This is a genomic window from Xenorhabdus thailandensis (assembly GCF_037996785.1).
Lineage (GTDB): Bacteria > Pseudomonadota > Gammaproteobacteria > Enterobacterales > Enterobacteriaceae > Xenorhabdus > Xenorhabdus griffiniae.
This window is the reverse complement of the sequence record NZ_JBBMXF010000016.1, coordinates 19,665-43,152: the sequence shown is the minus strand read 5'-3', so window position 1 is coordinate 43,152 and position 23,488 is coordinate 19,665. Positions and strand designations below refer to the sequence as shown.

Below are 23,488 nucleotides of genomic sequence, written 5' to 3'. Positions count from 1 at the left end.
GTGGTAAAACCAGAGTTTACTACTAATTGTAAAAATAAGTACCAACATTTTTGTTAGATTTCATCACTGATTCCGTGTATCAAGTACAAATTGTCAGTATCAGTTTCCCTATCAAATATGACATATCTTGGCAAAACTTCGCCTTTAATCCACATTCTTACTCTGCAATTCGCTTGAGTCACCTCAACATCATAATGATCAATTTTATGACGTAACTCAGGATAATGCTTATCAAGCGCTGATAATCCCCTTTCTTCCAAATTCATACTCATAATCTACCTCCCATTTTTTTAAAAGATAGCTTTAAGTAATTGACTGTTTTATTTAGACTATAAAAAGATTATCATACATAGGAGGAAATTATGGTTGAAAATCACTTAAATATACTCATTAAAGCAGCTTTTATTGAGAATATGGCCTTAAGTTTCTTCCTTGGAATGTGTACTTTTTTAGCTGTCTCTAAAGAGGTAAAAACCGCATTTAAACTAGGTATAACAGTTACAGCACTGCTTACATTAGCCAATCCAATCAATAACTTAATATATAATTACATACTCAAAGAAAATACTATCATTGGAGGAATAGATTTATCATTTCTTAATTTTATTACCTTTATCGGTGTTTTAGCTGCTCTTGTCCAAGTTTTGGAGATATTTCTCGATAAATTTATTCCCTCCCTTTACCACTCGCTAGGAATTTTCCTACCATTGCTCACTATTCACTGCGCGATTTTTGGCGCCACCATATTTATGGTTGAACGAAACTATAACTTTGCTGAATCTATTACTTATGGCGCAGGTTGTGGTATTGGCTGGATGCTCGCGATTATTGCCCTAGCCGGGTTACGAGAAAAAATGAAATATTCAAATATACCCAAAGGGTTAAAGGGATTAGGTATTACTTTTATCACTGTCGGCCTTATGTCACTTGGATTTATGTCATTCTCTGGGATATCAATTTAATAAAATTAAAAAGCCCCGCAAACGCGGGGTTTATAATCCTATCACGGTATTCGCAAATCAATCCACTTAACAACTTTTATCCGACTGTTTTTGCCTTCGATGGTCAATAAAACAGGACAGACAAAGTACGACTATTGCCAGAACCAGACAATAAGCAATAATCGGCCAGGTAGTAGCATTGGATAAAAGTGTAATGGTGAGCGTTCCACCTATTCCCAACAATACCCCACCCAAACAGGAGTAGAATGCCGTTGCTGTTCCGGCCATATGATCAAAATCTTGTAGTGCGCCATTAGGTGCTACTGAAATCGCCATAGAGATCCCAACACCAACAAGCCACATTGGAACAATAAAGCCAACCACCGACTCAGGTATGAACGTTTCCCCAACAGATAGCAGCAACGCTCCTGCCATCAGGCAAAACATTCCTACCCGCAACGTACTTAGAAGCCCCCAGCGGGTAATCAAACTCCCCACACTTCGCGCAGTCACCATCATTGCGATAGCCACAGTTGCAAATAGCAAACTGAAAGTAATTTGTGATAATCCTTGTCGATTCATCATTATCCAAGGGGCCGTTGAAAAGAAGACGAAGAAGCTTCCCAGCCCTGCACTATAGCAGAGTGTATACATCCAGAAATTCCGGCATCTTACAGGAAGAAGTAATTGCGACCACTGTAAGTCTGCTGTCGGTTGCCATCTGGTTTCTGGACAGAGTTTCCAGACCACAATAACCGTAACCGCCATCGCACAACCTAATAGAGCAAAGATTGCGCGCCACCCAAACCAAATATCAATCATCGTTCCGAGCAAAGGAGCTACTGCCGGAACCATAGCAAGCATAGAACCGAGCAAGCCATAGATTACGTTGATTTCTTTACGGCCTGAATAGATATCGCGTACAGCCGCGAACATGGCTACGAGACATGCCGAAGCTCCACAGGCTTGAATAATGCGAAAGCCCAAAAAAACTTCTGGTGATGAAGTAATGGCAAGGCCGAATGAAGCAACCGTATAAGCAATTCCACCGCTAAGCAAAACAGGACGGCGACCTAACCGATCTGACAGCGGGCCAAATAGAAGCTGGCCGACGCCTAACAGGATCATATATACAGTCAGCGTTAGCTGGATCGCTCCCGCTCCAGCCCCGAGTTCATCAGCGATGAAAGGCATTACGGGCAGATACATATCCATAGCCAGTGATGCCAATAAGTTGAATGGGGATAACAATAATATTGTGACGGTAAGCGAATATTGCCAGAAAAAATCTTTTGAGTGCACGAATCCATCTCCTAAAGTTAAGGATTTGGCGACATGCTCATAGAATTAAATACGTCTTGAGAATGCCGCAACAACCGAAAAAACTGTGATTGCTGCGGCTTATCTATCTGTTGTGTGCATTTTGAGGGTACTCATATATGGGTTATCCTGTAGTCTTAAGTTATGGGGGGACTTTATAGAGAGTTTTTCATTAACTAAAACGACATTCCTTTTAACCCCCCGTGTTACCTGTGTATATTAGCAGGGAAATCAAGTATTACTGTATTTCCCACTTTTATCAAACTGATTTTATAGCTGACTTTCTTTCAACACAGTGTAACACCCGAATTATCTGGTCAGGGTACAATGCTGCGAACAATGGGTTTTCACTCAATAAAAATAAAATGAACTTTAACATCGCTATCTTCCTTCACATAATAAACCCGTTCCATAAGAATTATCTATGGCGCACAACCAGTTACCATTAACCAATTTAAATACATATGTTGCTTTTCTTATTTTATCAAATGAAGCTTCGTTTTCTAATTTAGGAGATAAAATAGTTTCTGCTAATACCAGAGCACAATCTTCACCAAAAATGACTTTAATTTTATCCTGATATAATTTTAATTAGTTATTAACATATTGTGCAATAACCAAAAATGTTTTATGTAAAGCGGGCTTTCTAGATACGGTGAAACCGTCTCGAACAACTAACGAACCATTTTCTGTATAAAAATCCATTATAAAATCAAAATATTACTCAGTAATAGCTTTATCAGCCTTTGCTATCAAACTTATTAATATTTCAGTATGCTGTTTACATTCATTCTCTGAATACATATTTACTCCTTGGAGAGAAACCAGCTAAGAAACAATAAAAACCCGCTTAACTGAAATAAACTTCGAAATTTACACATTATCAGAACTGTTAAAAGTATTAAATAGTATTACTGTATATATTTTGTTGCGCTTTTTTTATAAATTTTCGTTTTTTTCTAATGAACAGCATCTGACAAATTTGTCTGCTTCGCTGGATAAACAGAAAAGTGGCCCCATTATGCGGCCACTATATATAAATTCATTCGTTCCAGTTAACAAGAAAAATAATAATTATCTTCACTATTCAACCAAAGTTACTACCCGAAATTGACAATAGACATCCAAAACAACTTTATCAGGTTTGATATAATCAACATTATTTATTGTAATTCGGCTAAGATAGTTACCCGTGTCAGCTTTCAATGCAATTATATTACAACCGACATCCACGACAGTGAAAACAGAGTAAGTATCCGCCGTTGGTTTAATAGCTTCGATAAAATTACCATTTGATTCAGCTATTCGGCTGAGATAAAGCTTGTTATCTCCATAAAGTGCTATTTTATTAGGATTAGCTGGATCAAGATAGACAACAGTAAAACGACAATATTCATCTATACCAGATTTTGCCGCTTCAATATATTGAATCCCATTCCTATTAATTCGACTTAAATAAAGACCATTATCTGCTTGTAATGCAATAGTTACTCTTCTAAGTCCCATAATGAACCCCTAATTAATTATAAAATCTATTCATTATTAAATTACCACTCCATCCGGTTATCATATCTATAATTTCAAACCATAAAATAAATATGACGTTCCTGCTGGGCAGGATACTCTTTTGCTTAAAAATACAAATAATAAAAAACATTTATTTCATATTAAATAGCATTTCAAAATCGTAAGAAACTTACTTACTCCTTGCGACATAAGGAGTAAGTGTTCTTCTCAGACTTAGTATCTGTTAGATTCACATATTTAGTTGCCCATTCCATTTTTATGATAGCACTATTAAATCTTTCATCCAGCATGTTTATTGCTTCACCTGTAATTTATTTTTTCTTCCTCAGTAAATACATATAATTGGTTTAGTGTTAAATAAACTTTCATAATAACGATACACTCATTTTTTTCATTCCCGGTTGTTGCCCGAATGAAAATGCAATCATAAATTCTTCAACGCACGCTAAGAGTTGCCACATATACTGACAGCAATGATTTCGGGTGACGGTTTCATGCAAGGATTGCCACAAGCGTTCAATCTTATTTAGCCATGGCGAATAGACCGGTAAAAATAACAGGTTAAATTGAGGATTTTGTTTTAGCCATTCCCTGACCTTATGGCTTTTGTGAATACCATAATTATCCAAAATCAACGTGATACTTTTGGCTTGACGATACTGACGATTAATTTTCTCTAGATAGTGTCGTCATAAATAAATTCATGTAATAATCACCCTATATTACATGAATGGATGACTTAACCATGAGCACACCCGCACACCGCCGTCACGATATTTCCGATCATATTTGGAGTTTGCTTGAACCTCACCTACCGGGGCGTAAGGGGGCCTGGGGGCGTGTTGCTTATGATAATCGATTATTTATTAATGCCGTGTTCTGGATTTTACGGACAGGCGCACCCTGGCGAGATTTACCGCCCGATTATGGCGACTGGAAAAATACGCATCGCCGTTTTTGTCGGTGGCGGGACAAAGGCGTATGGGAAGGACTGCTTGAAGAACTCATCTTTGAACCCGATTTCGAATGGCTGATGATTGACGCCAGTCATATTAAGGTTCATCCCCATGCCGCAGGAGCGGCAGGAGGCAATCAGGATATGGGGTGCACAAAAGGGGGCTCAATACAAAGAGACATCTGGCCGTGGATGCGCATGGTATGCCGATCAGAGCGCTTATTACAAGCGGTCCCACAGCGGATTGCTCACAAGCTGAGGCCTTGATTGACGGAATAGAGGCAGAACATTTATTAGCGGATCGGGGCTATGACAGTAATACCGTTGTTGAACAAGCAAAAAAACAAGGCATGGCAGCGCAAATTCCCGGCCGAAAAAATCGCAAAGTGAAACGCGAATATGATCGAGACCTCTATCGACTCAGGCATTTAGTTGAAAATGCGTTTCTTCATCTTAAACGCTGGCGTGGCATAGCAACCCGCTATGCCAAAAATAGTGCATCGTTTCTTGCCGCGGTCCAAATCCGTTGCCTTGCTCTTTGGTTAAGTATCTCATGACGACACTATCTAACATATTGATAAATAAATCAGCGTTTTTCTTTATACCACCGACATAAGTCACTTGACCTGTTCGGGCATCAAGGCAGCCTGCAAGGTAGTGCTTTCGTTTTCCCCGGTGTCATCACGCGTTTTTGTTGTCCTTTTAGACACCAGTCTGCCCCGATTTTAGGATTCAGATCGATATCGACTTCATCTTCATAAAAAACAAGATGTTGCTCTGATGCGTTGGCTAAGGCTTCGGTGATTTTTGCCATTTTTTCATCATACTCCGGATCAGGCTTTTTGACAGTAGGCGCCGCTCTTCGCCAGACAATACCCACCTGACAAAAGTAACGATAAAGCGTACTTTTCGACAGTGATACCCCTAATAATTCATTGATTATCTGAGTGATAAGTTCAATACTCCAGCGTGAACGCAAACAGTCAAAATCCTGCGGGGAGTGTGATAATAAGAACGACAACAAGCTAAAAATCGGGGCTAAATTCCATCGAGTAGGCCTTCCTCTCGGTAAGCTTTTTAATCCTTCCAGCCCATATAACGTTAACCAATTTATCCAACGATGGACGGAAGAACGTGAACAATGAAGGGTTTTGGCGATGTAAGAAACGGTCTGACCTTCATGTAACATCAAGAGTGCCATGAGTCGGCGGGCGTAATCTTTATCTCGGGTTTTATGAATAAATTTTTTCATCTGACGTCGTTCATTTCGGGGTATTGGTGCTATGATTCGCATCACTCAGTCCATTTTGGGATTTTTTTGATTTGGCGATTAATCAGATCGCAAAAATTGGACTGAGTTCCCTTCAAGTGATCTACTATTTTGAAAGCTTATTTAACATTGTTTTATCTGAGATATAGTTGAAATTCTTATCATCTTAAAGAGATGAGACTCTAGGATTGAGAACTCCTTAAGAATCCCTAGGGTTAATTCACTCTCCCCGTTTCAAACGGAGGCATGCTAAATTAAAGACGGAAAAACCCACTCTTACTGTACTAAGTTTCATCAGCCACCTGATAAATTTGATTAATTTCACACCTGTTATTTTATGTCATTCTGCCATTCAAAATATGTATCTCACCCATTGAAATTAAATCAAGATGTACTCTCCAGTATTGATGAACCAATTTTATTGATGTTCACAGGCGGAGCAGTATCTCACCGCCTTCATGTTACTTAGCAATGTATTGTTGATTAAATGAGGGAATAAATATGCAAGATAAAAAGCCCGAGTCAAAAACCTTAGAAGATAACGTTATAATAGTACCAACACCACAATATATTAAATATTCAATCAAAGAAGCAATTAATGAGCACGCAAAAAGCCGTAATCACCCATATGCAACTCAGACAGAGCCAGGATTTGTCACACTAAGTAATGAAATCGATAGCGATAATGAGTTAACCGTCGCAACCTCTCAAGCGGTTAAGAAAGCCTACGATCTAGCCAATACCGCCAATCAAAATGCTCTCAACAATAATTCCAACCTCTATTTGGAAAAGAAACAAAACGGTGCTGATATTCCTGATAAATCTGCGTTTGTGAATAATATCGGTTTAGCGGATTCGGTCTATAGAACCATCGGAAACGGGCCAAATCAGATTCCAGACATGAATAGTTTCCGTAATATCCTGGGTACAAGCGGCGTTCAGTATTTCCCTGGGGGATTAATCATTCAATGGGGGCGGTTTGATATTTCGAGTACATTCGGAATAGTTGAAACGATTGAAATATCATTTCCCGTTGCATTCCCGACTGCATTCGGAATTGTTCAAGCGAATATTCCAACTCGAGACCCATCTCAACGTTCGATTGGGGTTGATATAGCAAATTCCAACCGGGTGAAAGTGCGGTTTTCCTACATTTCACCGACATCGAACCTCGTTTTCTGGTTTGCTATAGGATATTAATTATGTACATTTACAGCGCAAAAAATAATGCATTTCATCCGATTGAATTGAAACAACGTTATATTGATGCCGGATCGTGGCCAGATGATGGTGTTGAAATCAGTGATGAGGATTATTACCGTTTTATTAATGCCGTCAACAAACGATGGGTAGCCGGTGATAACGGATATCCAAAACTGGTCGATATTCCCCCTCCATCCCCAGCGAAATTGCAGCAACAGGCGAAACAGCAAAAATTATCATTGCGACAACGGGCAGATATTGCTATTGCCCCGTTGCAATATGCTGTTGACCTCGATATGGCAACGGATGTGGAACTATCAATGCTAGATAGTGTCGTCATGAGATACTTAACCAAAGAGCAAGGCAACGGATTTGGACCGCGGCAAGAAACGATGCACTATTTTTGGCATAGCGGGTTGCTATGCCACGCCAGCGTTTAAGATGAAGAAACGCATTTTCAACTAAATGCCTGAGTCGATAGAGGTCTCGATCATATTCGCGTTTCACTTTGCGATTTTTTCGGCCGGGAATTTGCGCTGCCATGCCTTGTTTTTTTGCTTGTTCAACAACGGTATTACTGTCATAGCCCCGCTCCGCTAATAAATGTTCTGCCTCTATTCCGTCAATCAAGGCCTCAGCTTGTGAGCAATCCGCTGTGGGACCGCTTGTAATAAGCGCTCTGATCGGCATACCATGCGCATCCACGGCCAGATGTCTCTTTGTATTGAGCCCCCTTTTGTGCACCCCATATCCTGATTGCCTCCTGCCGCTCCTGCGGCATGGGGATGAACCTTAATATGACTGGCGTCAATCATCAGCCATTCGAAATCGGGTTCAAAGATGAGTTCTTCAAGCAGTCCTTCCCATACGCCTTTGTCCCGCCACCGACAAAAACGGCGATGCGTATTTTTCCAGTCGCCATAATCGGGCGGTAAATCTCGCCAGGGTGCGCCTGTCCGTAAAATCCAGAACACGGCATTAATAAATAATCGATTATCATAAGCAACACGCCCCCAGGCCCCCTTACGCCCCGGTAGGTGAGGTTCAAGCAAACTCCAAATATGATCGGAAATATCGTGACGGCGGTGTGCGGGTGTGCTCATGGTTAAGTCATCCATTCATGTAATATAGGGTGATTATTACATGAATTTATTTATGACGACACTATCTAGGGCGTGTTGACGTTTAGTGTCTATGATTCAATCAACCCACATCGGTAGCCATATCATGATCAACGCCAGCGCTAACATGCTGGCGTAATTTCGCGCTAATTTAGCGTATCTTGTTGCAATTGCTCGAAAATGCTTTATTCGAGCAAACACATTTTCGACCAAATGGCGATAATGATATAAAACATCATCGATGTTCTTATCGGGTTTTCGGCTATTTCTTCGATAAGGAATGACTGCTGTTGTACCTTGTTTTTCAATGAAATCTCGGAAAGTTCTGCTATCGTAACCTTTATCCGCTATCACAAAATCAGATGCCGATGAATTTGCGACCAAACTTTCTGCATGTACAATGTCATGTGTTTGTCCCCCTGACAGCTCAACATGGACAGGAAAACCATAACTGTCTACCGCCAAATGAATTTTAGTTGAACGTCCACCCCGGCTTTTACCCCGATGGCTTCATCTTCCGTTGAAGCTGCCCCCTATGACTGGGAAGTAGAAACCGATAATTGGAAGTATTGGTTTGAAACTCATTTTGCTGCATACAAAGAAGATAATTATTGCTTAGCAGTGATAACTGATACAGGGACAGAACAGGCAGAATTTGGTTTGAGGTTTAAAATGAACGCTGACCATTTTGGCGGACAAAAAAACTAAACGCTTATACCAATACCATTGCTCAGGAATATCGTGATCAACTCATAAATATAGGATTTGATGATCACGGAAAAGGCAATTTTTTCCTACCTATTAGGTTGAATGCAAATCAACTTGCTGAATGCTGGCAAGAATATGGCTCCTTTCCTGATGATAATGATGTATTTTCTCCATTAAGAGACGCCCTTGAAAAGTTACGCCAATCAGTCATTATTTTTGATGCGATTTTTTCATCCTATAATGAAGAAAATACGGATTAATTAATTGCTACAATTATTGGCAACTTTGATATTAGGGTGCATAAATTTTGTTTTGAGCTATAGCACCCTACATCTCACAGACTGTATATGGTGTCCTGCCTTAGAATAAAACACGCGCATTAGTCTGGAGTACCTAAACTAAATATAACCAACCTGCCACACTTATGGTTCGGTCATTCCCGCAATCAGTTTCAATCCCCGCGCAATAATATCCATTTTTCTGGCCACTGACATCTCCGCTCCCAGTTCACTACACTGATGCTCGCGCATTAATGCCCACTGTTCGGCCTTTTCTTCTTTTTCCGTCATCCCCAATGCCAGATACAAGCTCGGTGGCACCACCCTAAACAACGCTTCGATTTTCTTTGCCAGTACCACGTCTTCGGTATAACAACGAGGCAATTTACTGGCGGAGAGCAACACAGCTTTTTGTTCTTCCGTCAGTTTTTTAAAGCGGGCGATTTATTCGACTTCATCCGACGGCATGGTCAAACACAGCCATCATTTAGCCATATTCAGCATATTTTCGGCCGTATCCAGGTAATCGGCGAGGTTTAGTGTGGCGAACCACAGCCAGGCCCCCAGTTTATGCCACATTTTCATCACTTTGGTCATATAGGGGGAGAGCAGCGGGTTGGTGGTAATGATATGCCTTTCATCGATCACCAGTTGCAGTTCGCGATCCTGATACTGGCTGCGTTCGGCCAAGTTATTTACGGTATTGATGAGTAACAGGTAGAAAACTGATTGATAAACCGACGATCACGCAGGCCATAACCGTCACCGATATATTGTCAGACGCTCAGGACTGGGGGTAAGAATACCCCGCACAGTATGCGCTACCATTTTAGCCAGCAATCCGGTGAATATTACACAGCGCAGGGATTCAGTGAGCGGGAAGCCTGGCACTGGAATCAATGGATTTGGGGCACGGTGATGGATGTGGGCGCTATATCCGGCAGGTGTATTACCAGAAAGGTAAGGCAGAATAACACTATTTTCCCTGATAAAAGATAATTATCTATACCAATTTAACTTCAAGATGCAGGTTTGCCATGATATTTAACACTGTAAAATCAGTATCATATGAGTTTTACGTCATGCATCCTCAAGTTTTTTAGTATAGATTAATCGCTACCCTACCTGACCGTCAGCTATGAGCGATAAACAGACCAACCTGCCCTATCGATGATTGTGGTGAGCTGTTATCTGTTAAATTGACACTGGAAAATATTGACGATCGCTAGCCGGTTAAAGCATTGGTAAAAGACCTCAGAAGGCATATTTATGGTGACAAAGGCTATTTATCGCAAGTGTTATGCGATGAGCTGAAGGAGGAATGGATCATGCTGATTACAAATGTTCGCCGTAATATGAAAGCCAAATTTTTATCACTTTGGAATAAGACCATGTTAAGAAAAAATTTTTTGATAGAGCGCGTGAATGATCAATTGAAAAATATTTCTCAGATAGAACATATATGGACACCGGAGCATACGATGCTTAAACAAAACTGAGGTTATAAATACTCCGTAAAGAGCAACTTCAGTATCCAGCCGGCGACGGATTGTCACCGGCAGAACGGTTTTATCTGTTGACTACCTAAAAAAGTGGCAACATAACTTTTGCTAACCTGTCTACGTTAATGCGACAGAGCCTCGGCTTATTTAAATACGGGGAGAACCTGTAACTTATTCAGCAACCATGAAGCGATATTGGACAGGGCAAATAGCGTAATAATCACCAACATGACTTTGTCGCGGAAACAGAGGCCATTGGCTGGCGATGATTTTACTTTTAACTGATAAAACAATAGGCCAGGCACAATTACCGCCCAAAGTGTTGCAAATAATCCCGCGTAACCAATGGCGCCGACGAAGCCATCAGGTATCCATAAGGAAGTGCTCAGCGGCGGCAGGAACGTTAAGCAGACAGCTTTCAGACGGCCCGTTGGCGTTTTTTCAAAGTTGAGTCGATCGGCAATGTAATCCACTAAACCGGCAGATACGCCAATAAATGAACATATAATGGCAAAATGGGAAAATAGGGAGAGTATTAATGACAGGTTGGCGGTATGAAGGGTTTGATTCAACGCCTGCATCAACACTTCTATATCCCCCCCTTGCCGGACGATATTCGGGAAAGTCTCGCGCGGTAAATTCCCCATCGTCCCCGTGATCCAGAACAGATAAACGACAAACGCCATTCCTGTGCCAGTAAACAGCACCTTTCTGACGCGCTGATGATCGCCGGCATAATATCCGATCAATCCCGATATATTGCCATGATAGCCGAACGAAGTCAGACAGAATGGCAGAATACCCAAGACATATGGCCAATATGATTGTTCCGTCCCCTGTTCATTCAGCAAAAGATTAACGTTGGCGCTTTTCAGCAAACCGCCGAAGAAGATGGCCATCAGCATCATCTTGGCGATTAATAACACCGTCATCAATTTCCCTATCCCGCTGGTTCCCAACCAAACCACCAGGGCAACAAACAGGGTAAGAAGCATTTTTGATTCCGCAGAAGAAACGTTAATCCCCACGCTATTTAGCGAGTGCTGATAAACCGGTCCACTGGCAGAGATGTAGGCATAGGTCAACACACCCAAGACAAACACCAGACTTAACCCGTTGATGGCCGCCCACACATTGCCCAGAAGATCCCGTGTAATGGTGTCATAGCCGGCCTCAATAGGATAATGATAACTAACGCGCTGAAACATCAGGCCGCTTAACAGCATACAGCTCCAGCTAATAATAAGAATCAGTGTTGACCAGCTGTACCATGCACCAGCCATAACGACAGGCAACGTAAACATCCCTGCACCCACCACGGTGCCGCAAATGATCATGGCCCCCCACCACAGTGAGGGTTGCCGGCGTGTTAAAGCGATTTCGGTCATCGTGTTTTCCTGAGAATAAGAGAATCAGTCCTGAAGCAAAATAGCAGAAATCGCCATCGCCTGGCTCAGTAGCAGACGGTCCTCACCAGGCAGCCCGTCAAGCGAGAGACCGACAGACAACTGACCGCTCAAACCCACAGGCAGGGTCAGACTGGGGGCACCGATGCTGCTTGCAATATCGGTATTGCGGACCAGTTTCTCAAATACTGCAGGATCGTCAGCTTCTGCAATACGAGGCACAGAACAACTGACTGTAGGATAGACGATTGCTGTAATCTTATACTTTGCGAAAGTTTCCTGCCAAAGAGCGCGCATATCGCCGATAGCGTGCATTCCGACCAAATAATCATCCCAAGAGACGCGCCCTTGCCGGATCTGCGTCTGCAAAATCTGGCTAACCGCCTGATCGCTGATCTGCTCGAGTATGGCGTTGAAACTCTGCCTGATCCCTTCTTTGAGCAGAAAACGAGGAAAATCGACAAAAAACTCATAAAAGGGAACTGGGAACTGAACGGATTGATTCAGTTCACCAATCAACGAGTCATCAAACCGGATAATTTCAACGCCGGCACACTCCAGTCGGCTCACTGCATCATCGCATACCATACGTACATCATCGGCTAGATCGCACCACATAAATTCAGCGGGTAGACCGAGCCGCACAGGCTTTTCGGGCACAATAGGTGCTTCATTCATTAGCACAGCATCCAGCAGCGCTATATCCTCAGCCGTCGGCGCGATAAATCCTGGCGTATCCTTGGTGCCGGAAACCGGGATGATCCCGGAACAAGGGTAACGCCCGGTGGTAGGACGAAATCCGCTCACGCCGCATAGCGCAGCGGGTATACGGGCAGAGCCGCCCGTATCGGTGCCCACGGCAAAGGTGCTCACGCCGGCTGCCACTGCCGCTGCGCTGCCGCCGCTACTGCCGCCAGCGATGTGACCAGGATGAACAGGGTTTTCCACCGCACCCCATGCATCGTTCAGCGAGGTCACGCCAAACGAAAGTTCATGCATATTGTTCTTGCCACACAACATAGCCCCAAGATCCTTTAACCTTGCAATGATAGCGGCGTCACTGTCCGGCCAATAATCTTTCAGACCTTTCGTGCCCGCCGTCGTCGCAAACCCCCGGGCATTGATATTGTCTTTACAGGAAAACGGCAGCCCGAAAAGCGGCTGACTTGAGGAATTTTTTAATGTATCTCCCGTTAACAATGGAGATTCATCAAATGCAATAAAAGCATTGTTGCTGCAAGTCTGATGATACCGGGAAAGATGGTAGTGATTATTTTCCTGCAACCCTCCGGGTTGCAGATTTCTAGCCACGATTTCAGCCAATGATAATTGACGTTTCGTATCCATTTATAAAAACCGGTTGATTAGTGATGGTAGTGGTAGTGGTGAGACATGTTGTGCAGCGGATTATCAGCCATCAACGCACCGCCGAGGCTATGCACCACCGCACAGGCTGCGTTAATCCCTGTCTGGATAGCCCCTTCCGCCCATCCACCGGTAAATGAACAGCTGCAGCCAGCGAGATACAATCCCGGATCGTTCTGCGTATCAACAGCCATCTGGAACTGGAAAAACAGCGCTTCTGAATAGCGGTCATCCCCCGGGTAATTGAGCTTAAATGCCCCCATAGCATTAGTATCCGTCAGCCAATCGTATTCTTGGATATATTTAGGGTTATCATTCAGCGGCACCAGATATTTGGCAAATTCTGGCGCGGTCTGACGCAGTTCATCAACCAGGCGATCTAGTCGAGCGCGCTTATTACTCAATGTCACCAGTTTGTGAGAATCATCCTCCCAGGTATAGCTGATCAAAACGACACCATACCCGTCAGGGTTTTCAGGCTGATAGTCCAAGCAGTAAATCCCTTTAGCCAGAGTATCGGTCAAAATAGTCCGTGGCAGCCGTTCTTTCAACCAGAATTTCGTCTGCGTCAAGATAAATAGTTTCGACGAGCCAATCAGGTGTGTTTCATTAATTGCGCGTGAAACGTCTGCACCCAGCCACTCATTGTGTTGTGAAAGTTTTAATGAAACCTGCATGGCGCGTGTTGAAACCGTCACGATTACCCGGTCAAATTCTGCCTGTGCACCGTCATCGGTGTTGATAATAAAGCGTCCATCGTCCTGTTGGGAAATATCAGTGACTTTCTGATAGATAATGCGGTCGGCTAACGGCTTATCCGCGAGTATTTCACTGCCCATGCGGTCAGTTAACGTGCCAATACCATCCGGTACCAGACGCTGATCCTCCTCCAATCCATTGACAACAAGACGCATTATCTCAATAAATGCCGCCCTGAATACCGGCTGGAAACCGCCGGAGCCGATGCCAAGCGAACCAAACAGTGCAAAATCGTTAGGTTTCTCCCAATGTTCTCCGCCTGGCGGATTGGGACTAGTGAAAATTCTTACTAATGAAGAGTAAAAACAGCTATCGCTAAAAACATCAATATAGGTTTGCCATGCTTCTTTGGCATCAGCCAACCGGCCTTCTCGTAACGCCTGGGTAATATCCAATGGCGCAATTAGCTGCTTACCATCCAGTATCACCCCTTCTTTTAAAAAGCTTTTCCAGCCACGGTCAACACGGTGAAACAAGGATGGCGGCGGTGAACCTGCTTGCCATGTAAAGGCGTCACCTTGGAAATGAATTTCGGTATCAACAACCCCAGGATCGGGGAAAACGGATGCGGTATCAATATTGAAGTTATCCAAATAATGGAATAACCCAACTTCAGAAGGCGGGAAACGCATCGCTCCCATCTCAGCAATATATTCAGGCATCTCAGCATCAAATTGCTGGCTTAACAGCCTGCCGCCGTGCCGGTTTGTTTCGGCTTCGAACAGAGTTACATGGCTTACCCCGGCTTTTAGCAACTCGCGGGCGGCAACCATACCGCTTAGCCCTGCCCCGATAATAGCCACACGCTCGTTACAGGGGGCGTTAAATTGTCCAATTGCCCCTTTGGCCTTTACTCGGTCAAGATAGGTGCCGTAATCGAATAATGAATCAATATATGGAAAAGCACGCGTTTTTTCGGTGTTGATGTTTTTATTTAACATAGACTATCTATTTTAATCTGTTTTTAGTTTATATGAAGTTATCTAACTTAATTTCTTAATTAATCAGTTAAAGAAAGTGCTCCCACACGCTTTCTAACGAATTGCGCTTAATTATAACAATGCCTCCCAGAGAAAATACACTCGTTAATATTGATACGACTTAATTCTACGTCCTTACATAAAACAACATGGGTTGTATTTCGTAACACGGCTGAATGCCCGTTCCCGAACATCCAGCCGATTTAAGAAAATTAATCCAATAAGAGTGCTTATAAAGGAAGTGCTGTCTCATGCAGATGACGCCATATCACCTGATTATCTGCTCCCAATTCGAACACCACGGTCGAAAAGCGCAGCGTTGCGTCTTGGCCTGGCAGCAGCTGCCGCTCCTGATAAGTCACGGTAGCCCCTGTAGCACTTTCTGCAATCAATTGCATATTGTCGATTTCAATCTCCAGCCCCGATTTTGCGCCACATTGCATACGGAAAAACGAAGTTAGCGACGTATAATCAAGCTGGCCTCCACCTGGCGTCACCATGGAATAGGCCGGGCTGAAACGCGCCAACAAATCTTCACACACCTCGGCGGGGCTAGTGGCATCGCCGAGCCAACGACGGATCAGCACGTGAGCATCTAAGACTTCCTGAAAGTAGCGATTCATCATTTCTCCTGATTAAGCATAAGAATGACTCTGCTATTAGCTATCCGTAAGCAGAGTAAGACGGGAATGACAGCACTGATGGCCGCCAGTGCAAAGCACAGATGGTAAGCCTGGATTTTCTGAATGCCTGACATGTTGAGTAACACGTTCAGTAATAAGCTGATTAACGTCACGCCAAAACAGAAACTGAGCTGACGGTTGATGTTCCACAGTGCGCTGGCATCTGCCAGCTCGGCATCGTGTACCTGAATAAACGCCGAACTCTGCGCGGTGCTGCTGCACAGACTACCCCCGAACCCCATCAGCGCATAAGCGACAACCGCTAAAATCACGTCATCGGTACTGCCAATCAGAGGTAATAATCCAATACCAATCCCCTGCACAAGGCAACCAATGATAAACAGCGGGCGCGGCCCGATCTTATTAAACTTTTTACCAGTGAGGGCGATAGCGACAAATGAGGCTATAGCCCAGGGAAGCATCATCGCGCCCACTAAGGTGGCATGCATCCCCAGCTGATCCTGCAAATACAGCATTGCAATCAGGCTGACGCCGGTAAAAACTCCCGGAATAAACTGATAGATCAACATCGCAGTTTGTAACATCGGATCCTGGATCAAACGCAGATTGAGCAACGGTTGCGTTTTACGTAACGAAACGCGTACATACCAGCCCATCAGCGCAATACCTGAGACCAGTAACGACGCCCCCAAGCTCAGGCGACCGGATTCCCCCATGTAAGTCAGGCCTAGCAGAATCAGAGTCAGCGCCAGGCAGCCCGAGATAAGACCGCTGAAATCCAGCCGTTCGGCACTGGTGGCACGCACATCACTCTTCAGCCAGCAAGCGGCAAGAACCAATGCGATGAGCGCCAGGGGTAAACTGGCTAAAAATACCCAGCGCCAGCTGACGTTGTCCACCAGCACGCCGCCAATGGCCGGAGAGAGCGCCGGCGCCATTAAGGCGACCAGCATAACGACCGAAGAGAGTTTTGCCCGTTCATGACTGCGATAAAGGGCATAGGTCATTGTCTGACCAACAGGGATCAGCAGCCCCCCTCCCAGCCCTTGTACCACACGCCAGGCAATGAGTTGTTCAATCTGAGAGGCGCCGGCCACACCACAGGTGCCGATGATGAAAATAATCAGTGAGAGGATAAACAGGCGCTTTGAGCCTATTCGTTTTGCCAGCCAACTACTCAGAGGAATAACCAAAGTTAATCCCAGAATATAGCCATTACTCACCCACGCCAGCTGGCTGACCGGTGCATTAAGCTGCCGGCCAATATCAGGATAGGCGACATTGGCGATAAACATATTGACCAGATCGATGAAAAAACCCAGCAGATAGACGCTGGCGACACGCACCCGATAATTCATAGATTTCTCATGAAAAACAGCATAATGGGCGTAGTATACAGTTAGAAAAAAAAGATAAATCGACGTTTTGTAGTTATACTGTCAAAATTATTTTGACAATAATCTAAGTTCATAAGGAAGCTCCATTCTGAATATACAACATCTGGAGATATTTGTAGCGGTGGTGGAAGCCGGCAGTTTTACTGGCGCGGCGCATACGCTAGGGCTGACCAAAGCGGTAGTGAGTTTTAATATCAAGCAACTTGAGGATAAATTAGGTGTTTCCGTGCTCACCCGCAGTACCCGGCAGATGGCCGTCACCGATGCCGGCGAGCGTTTTTATCTGCACTGTCTGCAACTGTTGCAGGATGTGGAAAAAATCCTGGACGATGTCCGCAGCGATCATACCAGTCTGAGAGGCATGCTGCGTATCACCACCACGCCGGAATATGGGGCCAGAGTCGTGGTTCCCGTGCTCTCAGCATTTGCCGCTCTGCATCCGCAACTTCGCATCCAGCACGTTTCTTCATCAAAAAATGATGATCTGATCTCCGAACGTTTTGATGTGGCGATACGTCTTGGCCAACTAGCGGACTCCACTCATCATGCGAAGCTGATCGATTGGTTCGATATTTTACCTGTCGCTTCAAAAGAATATTTAACGACGCATCATGACAATACCATCACTGACTTGAAACAACTGCAAAGCGCGCGCTGGATCGCACATAGCCGCCTTGCCACACCGTTAAACTGGCAAGTTCTGACGCCTGCAGGCAACAATGTGCTGTTCAGGGCAGACACTCCTCCCATGATCATGGCTGACAGCGCAGCTTCACTGCGGGCATTTGCCTGCTGCGGCGCAGGCGTGGCGTTACTGCCCGCCTGGCTAGTGCAAGAAGATATTGCCAACGGATGTTTAACCCAATTACTGCCTGACCACCGCTTTCCCAGACAAGGTATCTACGCACTCTATCCCAATACCCGTCATGTCTCCGAGAACGTCCGGACCTTTATCGATTTCTTGCAAATCCATATCGAAAAGCTCAACAGCAAACAATAACAAAATCTAAATAGCCAATCTCAAACACATTAGCAAAACTCGCGATGAGTGACTCAAGAGTAAAATGGAGTAACAACAAACTTATCGCGAGAGCCCTTTTAAAGATTAACAACCTTCTAGCTTAGAAAATGCCAAAACGAATTGTGTAATTTTACATCAAACGCGCTAAAAAAATTTTTGCAGTTCTGATCCGACGAGCTAGAAAAATTCCACCTCACGCGTTCCCGTGGAATAGCAACGTAACCAACATAAAAAATTTATTATTTATCAAAAAAATAAATAATCAATACACTCGCAACATATCGATTAGCGATGGTAAAATTGTCTATTTTTACTACAATCCGGTACCACCACGATCCCGGTTCCCTGTATAAAATCAGTAACAACATCGACCTCATATGATTACATTTGGTTTATTATTTAGTTGACATGGAAACTAAATATCACCAAGCTATACAGCTAAATGTAAATTTGTGTCAGCGTATTTTATTGAGATTATCTTATGTTTTATACACTGATTGGCAGGCAACGGTATTTAGAAAAATAGGAAGGTTTTAATGAGTTCGCTGGTATCAGACGTTATAAAATCAGGCATCCTATCACTGGATAAAACCGATTTGGAGCAACTGCTGGGCGAGATAAAACAATGTGCTTTAAAGGGCGAGTTTGACGAACAGAAACAGATCTCTCCAGACATCATCGAGCGTCTGCGTCAGGCAGGTTTATACCGCTCCCTGGTGCCGAAACGCTTCGGCGGAACAGAGTCCACCCCCGCTGATTTTTGCCGGCTGATTGAATGTATTGCCGAGGCAGATGGTTCTGCTGGTTGGGTGGCAAGTTTCGGTATGAGCCCCGTCTACCTTTCAGCATTGCCGCTGCAAACACTTTCCACGCTTTATAACACGGATCGAGGCGCAGATTTGATCTTTGCCGGCGGTATTTTCCCCCCTCAGCCGGCCTCCGTCGTTGACGGCGGCATGAGATTCAGCGGTCGCTGGAAATATTCCAGCGGATGTCTTGGCGCGGATATTATTGGCGTCGGCATAGAACCAACGACCGAAGGCAAAAAAGATCTGCCAAGAATCGCGGTCATACCGCGTTCAGCAGTGAACATCGATCTCACCTGGAACACCGTTGGTCTCACAGGAACAGGCAGTCACGACTTGGTGGTCGACGATGCCTTCGTGCCTGAAGACTGGACGTTTATCCGGGGCGGTAAATCCAACCTTGATGAACCATTGTTTCATTATCCCTCTTTGTCTTTCGCTACCCAGGTACTTTCCGTAGTTGCAATTGGTATCGCCCGGCGGGCCATCAATGAGGTCAGAGGATTATCAGGCCACAACACTTCAATAACCGGCTCCCCCCCTACCTATCAACGACCAAGCGCAAAAATTGATATCGCCAAAGCGGAGGCCAGCCTGCAATCACTAAAGGCTTATTTCTATGATTCCATTGACAATGCATGGGCATACGTATTACGCGGCGAGCCGGTTCCGGCGGATAAAATCAATATGCTCAGGCTTTCCAGCACGCATGCTGTGCGCGAGGCAGCAAAGATCTGTCGTAACATGCAGATGCTTATGGGCATGTCCGGTATTGTCAAAAACAATGCCGTGGCCAGATGCGTCAATGATTCACTGGTTATTACACAACACGCTTTTATGGGGGAAATGACCTATTTAAATGCGGGTTCGATGCTTTGCGGTCAGGAACCCTCACCTGGCTATTTATAACTCACGCAACAACACTTTTTTCTAAAATTCATTTGAGATTATATTTTCCGGAAGGCCCTTACATGTTTGATGTTAACGAATTCCGCAACGGCATGTCGATGCTCGGGGGAGCGGTATCTGTAGTAACGACGATACATGAACAAATAAAGTATGGTATGACTGTTTCTGCGGTCTGCAGCGTTACCGACTCTCCGCCCTCATTGCTGGTATGCATTAATCAAAACGCCTGGTCGCATGATTACTTTAAGTCCAGCGGTATTCTCTGCGTGAATGTGCTGTCATCTGCACATAAAACGTTGTCATGCCGTTTTGCTGACAAACGTATTTCAATGGCGGAGAGATTTAACACTCACTCATGGAGTGTATTAAACACTGGCGCGCCGGCTCTGGATGATGCCCTGGTGAACTTTGACTGTAAAATCAGCGCAGTAAACCAATGCGGCAGCCACAGTGTATTCTTCGCGGAGATCAAGGCGATTCGTATCGGTGATAGTAAGGCTGCGCTTATGTACTTCGATAGAAATTATCATGACCTGCCCATACTTGCTAAAGCAGTGGATGGATTAACGGCCTAACCGCCTGCATTAATTGTCTAAAACGGCTGCCATATATAAAAAAAACCATTATGGTTCTGGTAAATTGTGATACATCGTTTTAAGTAGTGAATTAACCTTCACTATCTGGTTTTCACTCATGCCAGAAAAACTTTGTGCAAACAAGACAGCCGTTTCTTCCTCAACCAAATGAATCAGCTCTTCGCCTTTAGGAGTCAGGGAAACAATGGTCACTCGTCCATCATTTTCCATCGGCCTAGTGTCTAAAAAGCCGGTGTCTTTCATGCGATAGATAATTTTAGTCGCCGTAGGCAATTTACACAGAGCGTGAGACGCAATGTCGCTGATGCTAATGTGATCCTCTTCCTTTAAGGAAAATAAGATACGGTAGCGGTTTAAATCAAGATCGAGCTTTTTTAAGATTTTTTCCATCGCCTGACTATAACGGTGCGACGTCATTGCGAGCCAATAAAAGGGGAAATTCTCTTTCTGAAACTCGCTGCTGGCAGGATGATATTTCTCAATCGATTTTTTTACCTTGATCATGATTTACACTACGCTCCAACGACAAGTCTCTATGCCATTAAATTTTTTCTGATTAATCATAGCACAGCCTTCCATGCTAAAAAATCATAAGCTTCAACGCCCTAATCGGTCTCGTCAGCAAAAATCATGCTCCCTGTCATAGTATTCTGTTCCACCTATTCAACAATTGGAATTGAATGCGCGCGAGTATGACATTGGTGCGGTCGCCTCAGACCCAAGTAATTTCTGTACTAAACTATATTGATTTCCGGCAATTCTTTTTCTTGCAGTTGTGTGTCGCGTTCTGTCAGCGATTCCTGCAAAACTTCCTCAAAATATGCGGCTTCTACAGGCATTTGTTACTCTCCCGTTTTCTGTACGTTTTGAATATAACCAAGGGTGATAGCAACGCAGTGATTACCTGCGCTAACTTCCTCAACCTAGTAACCCAAGTCAATATTGCCTTTGGCTGTTTTCGTGACTTTGCCCGCGTCTTTACCTGTTGCGACAATGTACGTTTGTCACCACGAGCAAAAGCATCACCTGCAACCGCTGAGACAGCTACACAATCACCGTGAGAAAAGTGCCCCACGTTAACCTGTTTACTGTGAGGGGCTTTGTCGCCATAGATATCGCGAACGATAATGCCGTGGATCTGGTCGGTAGCTTTTTCAATCCCTTTGATACCGCCATCAGGATTGACCGCCGCGAATGTGCCGTACAGCAGATCTGTATCGGTGAGGTTTTCTTCACCCCATATTTTATCATTAGAGCTTGATGCAACAGGGGCGGAGTCAACCAGTAGATGGCCAATATTGCTACGCGGCTTGGATGTCGCCTGAATAGCCGTATAGGTCGCGCCGATCTCTTCATCTGTCATAGCCTTAACCTGCGCATCGGTGAATACTTGCGTGCTCAATAGCACCTGGGTACGTACATCACGCGCTGATTTAGCATCGTTAAAATTGACTTTCGGGAAGCGTGATTTTTCATCGTTCAGCGTAGAACTCGCCTCGCTTTCTCCCTTGAGTTTTTCCAGCTCTTCTTTGAGTGCTGTGTTTTCAGTTTTTAGTTGTTCGTTTTCAGCTTCCAGAGCTGCTATACAAGCCTCCTTATCGTCTGTGCCACCTGCATCACCCTTGTTAGGATCGGCATCAGTTGGAGGTGGCGCTGTGCTACCTTTTGAGGCTTCCAGTTGCGCTTTTAACTCCGCTAGCTGTGTAACTATTTCCTGCGCTTTTGCCGTGGCCTCCGGCGTTGCATTGCCTTCCAGTTCTTGCAGTGTTTTTTCCAGTACCGCAATCATGCCAATCAATTCGTCTTCGGTTAGCGGCTGCCCCTCCGCATCCTTGACTCGCTTACCTTTAAGTAAGGTTATGATATCTTTTAATGTTTTACTCATTGGGTTACCTTTTTTGTCATTTAATCGACAGGAATCACCTAAGCGCCCTTCCGCTACAACGGCAACATGATTGCCGCGAATGTTGATTTGATACAGTTCACCATTGCGCTCTATGAGTTCAGCAGGCTCATAACCAACCAACAGCTCTCTAATGCCTTTTTCTTCCAGCACCTGAATGGCATTGGCATCTTTCAGGTAGGCATCGCAAACCAGATAATTACCATCAGCCCTGATATTTTGAATGTGACCGATAGTCTTATCTTTCCACTCATCAGCATTTACCTCGCCACTGTCCGGATGAGTCAGTGTCAGGGTGAGGCCGTCAAAGGATTTCAGGGTTTCAGGTTTGGAGAGTTCTTCAAGAGTGCGGTGAATAGTGATTTTTTTATTGATGTCTTTTCCGGTTAACCCGATTTCATGCCCGTAATATTGCACGGGGCCAGCACGGGTTATCCGCGCAGTGGTCACAACGTAACCCTGCGATGTTCGTTTCCACGTCATAATTGATCCCATGAAACTTTAGGTAACGCCACGCAGCGGCATTGATAATCAGTGCCCGGAGTGCCTTCATAGCCTTTAATGCTTGCCCGTTTTTTCCATGTGTTGCCGCCATCGTCTGAGTAGACAGTCGGATCGGAATACTTGCAGGTTTTCCCATTCAGCACAGAATGACTGTTACGTTCTCTCTCATCTCCCGCACCACCCCATTCGTACAAGTCTAAACCTAACGCCTGACTGCGTGTTTCTGTCAAAGCCGAGTTGAGTTTTGCTGTCTGGTCACGGGCAATGAATTTCGCCCGGCTTTAAGTTAACACCATTCAGTTAAAGAATTACCTGCTTAGATCAATTGACTGATCCTCAGGTTAATTCAAAATACCCTCATCACTATTAGGTC

18 protein-coding genes and 8 pseudogenes are annotated in these 23,488 nt (G+C 44.3%); 10 read left to right on the top strand and 16 right to left on the bottom strand.

Going from position 1 to position 23,488, the window contains the following annotated elements; genetic code table 11:
• Positions 1-53: 53 nt before the first annotated feature.
• Positions 54-272, bottom strand: coding sequence for a hypothetical protein (locus AAC853_RS15850; protein WP_340615122.1), 219 nt, complete (start codon positions 270-272; stop codon positions 54-56).
• A gap of 90 nt (positions 273-362) precedes the next feature.
• Between AAC853_RS15850 and nqrE the strand changes: the two genes are divergently transcribed.
• Positions 363-962: an NADH:ubiquinone reductase (Na(+)-transporting) subunit E gene (gene nqrE, locus AAC853_RS15845; RefSeq protein ID WP_340615121.1), complete on the top strand. Its 600-nt coding sequence runs from the start codon at positions 363-365 to the stop codon at positions 960-962.
• A 66-nt stretch (positions 963-1,028) separates the two neighbouring features.
• Here nqrE and cml read toward each other — a convergent pair whose 3' ends face one another.
• The 3 genes and pseudogenes from cml to AAC853_RS15830 all read right to left on the bottom strand — a co-directional run.
• Positions 1,029-2,243, bottom strand: coding sequence for a CmlA/FloR family chloramphenicol efflux MFS transporter (gene cml, locus AAC853_RS15840; RefSeq protein WP_422824233.1), 1,215 nt, complete (start codon positions 2,241-2,243; stop codon positions 1,029-1,031).
• Between the two features lie 1,101 nt (positions 2,244-3,344).
• On the bottom strand, positions 3,345-3,767 hold the full coding sequence (locus tag AAC853_RS15835) for a fascin domain-containing protein (protein WP_340615120.1): 423 nt from the start codon (positions 3,765-3,767) through the stop codon (positions 3,345-3,347).
• 386 nt (positions 3,768-4,153) lie between these two features.
• Positions 4,154-4,468, bottom strand: a pseudogene (locus AAC853_RS15830) (IS630 family transposase); the annotation flags it as partial.
• Positions 4,469-4,533: 65 nt separating this feature from the next.
• Between AAC853_RS15830 and AAC853_RS15825 the strand changes: the two are divergent.
• Positions 4,534-5,300 (top strand): IS5 family transposase gene (locus AAC853_RS15825; protein WP_340614504.1). Its coding sequence is split into 2 segments (ribosomal slippage): positions 4,534-4,909 and positions 4,909-5,300, totalling 768 coding nucleotides; the frame shifts between segments, so codons are not numbered across the junction.
• Here AAC853_RS15825 and AAC853_RS15820 read toward each other — a convergent pair.
• Positions 5,290-6,037: pseudogene (locus AAC853_RS15820) on the bottom strand (IS630 family transposase); the annotation flags it as partial. The gene AAC853_RS15825 and the pseudogene AAC853_RS15820 sit on opposite strands and share 11 nt — an antisense overlap.
• 477 nt (positions 6,038-6,514) lie before the next feature.
• On the opposite strand from AAC853_RS15820, the gene AAC853_RS15815 reads away from it, so the two are divergent.
• Both AAC853_RS15815 and AAC853_RS15810 read left to right on the top strand, forming a co-directional pair.
• Entirely contained in the window at positions 6,515-7,213 is a 699-nt protein-coding gene (locus AAC853_RS15815) for a gp53-like domain-containing protein (protein ID WP_340615119.1), read from the top strand.
• 2 nt (positions 7,214-7,215) lie between these two features.
• Entirely contained in the window at positions 7,216-7,656 is a 441-nt protein-coding gene (locus AAC853_RS15810; protein ID WP_340615118.1) for a tail fiber assembly protein, read from the top strand.
• Here the strand turns inward: AAC853_RS15810 and AAC853_RS15805 are convergent.
• Positions 7,553-8,334 (bottom strand): annotated as a pseudogene (locus tag AAC853_RS15805) (IS5 family transposase). The gene AAC853_RS15810 and the pseudogene AAC853_RS15805 overlap by 104 nt on opposite strands.
• An 81-nt stretch (positions 8,335-8,415) precedes the next feature.
• Positions 8,416-8,870, bottom strand: a pseudogene (locus AAC853_RS15800) (IS5 family transposase); the annotation flags it as partial.
• Between AAC853_RS15800 and AAC853_RS15795 the strand changes: the two are divergent.
• Positions 8,842-9,045 carry a hypothetical protein gene (locus tag AAC853_RS15795; protein ID WP_340615196.1) on the top strand — a complete coding sequence of 68 codons (204 nt, stop codon included), beginning with the start codon at positions 8,842-8,844 and terminating at the stop codon, positions 9,043-9,045. The pseudogene AAC853_RS15800 and the gene AAC853_RS15795 sit on opposite strands and share 29 nt — an antisense overlap.
• A gap of 422 nt (positions 9,046-9,467) precedes the next feature.
• Here AAC853_RS15795 and AAC853_RS15790 read toward each other — a convergent pair.
• A pseudogene (locus AAC853_RS15790) lies at positions 9,468-10,034 on the bottom strand (conjugative transfer ATPase); the annotation flags it as partial.
• An 11-nt stretch (positions 10,035-10,045) separates the two neighbouring features.
• Between AAC853_RS15790 and AAC853_RS15785 the strand changes: the two are divergent.
• Together AAC853_RS15785 and AAC853_RS15780 are read left to right on the top strand one after the other, a co-directional pair.
• Positions 10,046-10,297 (top strand): annotated as a pseudogene (locus AAC853_RS15785) (integrase domain-containing protein); the annotation flags it as partial.
• Between the two features lie 192 nt (positions 10,298-10,489).
• Positions 10,490-10,783: pseudogene (locus AAC853_RS15780) on the top strand (transposase); the annotation flags it as partial.
• Positions 10,784-10,968: 185 nt separating this feature from the next.
• Here the strand turns inward: AAC853_RS15780 and AAC853_RS15775 are convergent.
• The 5 genes from AAC853_RS15775 to AAC853_RS15755 form a co-directional block, all read right to left on the bottom strand.
• Positions 10,969-12,213, bottom strand: a complete 1,245-nt coding sequence (locus AAC853_RS15775; RefSeq protein ID WP_340615116.1) for an aromatic amino acid transporter — start codon at positions 12,211-12,213, stop codon at positions 10,969-10,971.
• Between the two features lie 24 nt (positions 12,214-12,237).
• Positions 12,238-13,578: an amidase family protein gene (locus AAC853_RS15770; protein WP_340615115.1), complete on the bottom strand. Its 1,341-nt coding sequence runs from the start codon at positions 13,576-13,578 to the stop codon at positions 12,238-12,240.
• A 17-nt stretch (positions 13,579-13,595) separates the two neighbouring features.
• Positions 13,596-15,296 carry an NAD(P)/FAD-dependent oxidoreductase gene (locus AAC853_RS15765; protein ID WP_340615114.1) on the bottom strand — a complete coding sequence of 567 codons (1,701 nt, stop codon included), beginning with the start codon at positions 15,294-15,296 and terminating at the stop codon, positions 13,596-13,598.
• A 269-nt stretch (positions 15,297-15,565) separates the two neighbouring features.
• Entirely contained in the window at positions 15,566-15,958 is a 393-nt protein-coding gene (locus AAC853_RS15760; protein WP_340615113.1) for a DUF4440 domain-containing protein, read from the bottom strand.
• Complete coding sequence (locus tag AAC853_RS15755; protein ID WP_340615194.1) at positions 15,958-17,397, bottom strand: MFS transporter; 1,440 nt, start codon at positions 17,395-17,397, stop codon at positions 15,958-15,960. Before AAC853_RS15755 ends, AAC853_RS15760 begins: the two co-directional genes overlap by 1 nt.
• 64 nt (positions 17,398-17,461) lie before the next feature.
• Here AAC853_RS15755 and AAC853_RS15750 point away from each other — a divergent pair, with 64 nt between their 5' ends.
• The 3 genes from AAC853_RS15750 to AAC853_RS15740 all read left to right on the top strand — a co-directional run bounded on the left by AAC853_RS15750 (position 17,462) and on the right by AAC853_RS15740 (position 20,687).
• The gene (locus AAC853_RS15750; RefSeq protein ID WP_340615193.1) at positions 17,462-18,376 is read left to right on the top strand and encodes a LysR family transcriptional regulator; all 915 of its coding nucleotides are present in this window, start codon (positions 17,462-17,464) and stop codon (positions 18,374-18,376) included.
• Between the two features lie 557 nt (positions 18,377-18,933).
• Complete coding sequence (locus AAC853_RS15745; RefSeq protein WP_340615112.1) at positions 18,934-20,112, top strand: acyl-CoA dehydrogenase family protein; 1,179 nt, start codon at positions 18,934-18,936, stop codon at positions 20,110-20,112.
• Positions 20,113-20,174: 62 nt separating this feature from the next.
• Positions 20,175-20,687, top strand: coding sequence for a flavin reductase (locus tag AAC853_RS15740; protein ID WP_340615111.1), 513 nt, complete (start codon positions 20,175-20,177; stop codon positions 20,685-20,687).
• Positions 20,688-20,735: 48 nt separating this feature from the next.
• Here the strand turns inward: AAC853_RS15740 and AAC853_RS15735 are convergent, their stop codons facing one another.
• The 3 genes and pseudogenes from AAC853_RS15735 to AAC853_RS15725 form a co-directional block, all read right to left on the bottom strand.
• On the bottom strand, positions 20,736-21,212 hold the full coding sequence (locus AAC853_RS15735; RefSeq protein ID WP_340615110.1) for a MarR family winged helix-turn-helix transcriptional regulator: 477 nt from the start codon (positions 21,210-21,212) through the stop codon (positions 20,736-20,738).
• Positions 21,213-21,537: 325 nt separating this feature from the next.
• Positions 21,538-23,094, bottom strand: coding sequence for a gp53 minor capsid family protein (locus AAC853_RS15730; protein ID WP_340615109.1), 1,557 nt, complete (start codon positions 23,092-23,094; stop codon positions 21,538-21,540).
• Positions 23,091-23,384, bottom strand: a pseudogene (locus AAC853_RS15725) (phage minor head protein); the annotation flags it as partial. The gene AAC853_RS15730 and the pseudogene AAC853_RS15725, both read right to left, overlap by 4 nt.
• Positions 23,385-23,488: the final 104 nt, after the last annotated feature.

Excerpts from the sequence above, each read along its gene's own strand:
- AAC853_RS15740 (WP_340615111.1), top strand. The coding sequence starts at position 20,175 with ATGTTTGATGTTAACGAATTCCGCAACGGCATGTCGATGCTCGGGGGA.
- AAC853_RS15745 (WP_340615112.1), top strand. The coding sequence starts at position 18,934 with ATGAGTTCGCTGGTATCAGACGTTATAAAATCAGGCATCCTATCACTG.
- AAC853_RS15770 (WP_340615115.1), bottom strand. The coding sequence starts at position 13,578 with ATGGATACGAAACGTCAATTATCATTGGCTGAAATCGTGGCTAGAAAT.
- AAC853_RS15735 (WP_340615110.1), bottom strand. The coding sequence starts at position 21,212 with ATGATCAAGGTAAAAAAATCGATTGAGAAATATCATCCTGCCAGCAGC.
- AAC853_RS15760 (WP_340615113.1), bottom strand. The coding sequence starts at position 15,958 with ATGAATCGCTACTTTCAGGAAGTCTTAGATGCTCACGTGCTGATCCGT.
- AAC853_RS15810 (WP_340615118.1), top strand. The coding sequence starts at position 7,216 with ATGTACATTTACAGCGCAAAAAATAATGCATTTCATCCGATTGAATTG.
- nqrE (WP_340615121.1), top strand. The coding sequence starts at position 363 with ATGGTTGAAAATCACTTAAATATACTCATTAAAGCAGCTTTTATTGAG.
- AAC853_RS15835 (WP_340615120.1), bottom strand. The coding sequence starts at position 3,767 with ATGGGACTTAGAAGAGTAACTATTGCATTACAAGCAGATAATGGTCTT.
- AAC853_RS15775 (WP_340615116.1), bottom strand. The coding sequence starts at position 12,213 with ATGACCGAAATCGCTTTAACACGCCGGCAACCCTCACTGTGGTGGGGG.
- AAC853_RS15765 (WP_340615114.1), bottom strand. The coding sequence starts at position 15,296 with ATGTTAAATAAAAACATCAACACCGAAAAAACGCGTGCTTTTCCATAT.
- AAC853_RS15815 (WP_340615119.1), top strand. The coding sequence starts at position 6,515 with ATGCAAGATAAAAAGCCCGAGTCAAAAACCTTAGAAGATAACGTTATA.
- AAC853_RS15730 (WP_340615109.1), bottom strand. The coding sequence starts at position 23,094 with ATGACGTGGAAACGAACATCGCAGGGTTACGTTGTGACCACTGCGCGG.
- AAC853_RS15795 (WP_340615196.1), top strand. The coding sequence starts at position 8,842 with ATGGCTTCATCTTCCGTTGAAGCTGCCCCCTATGACTGGGAAGTAGAA.
- AAC853_RS15850 (WP_340615122.1), bottom strand. The coding sequence starts at position 272 with ATGAGTATGAATTTGGAAGAAAGGGGATTATCAGCGCTTGATAAGCAT.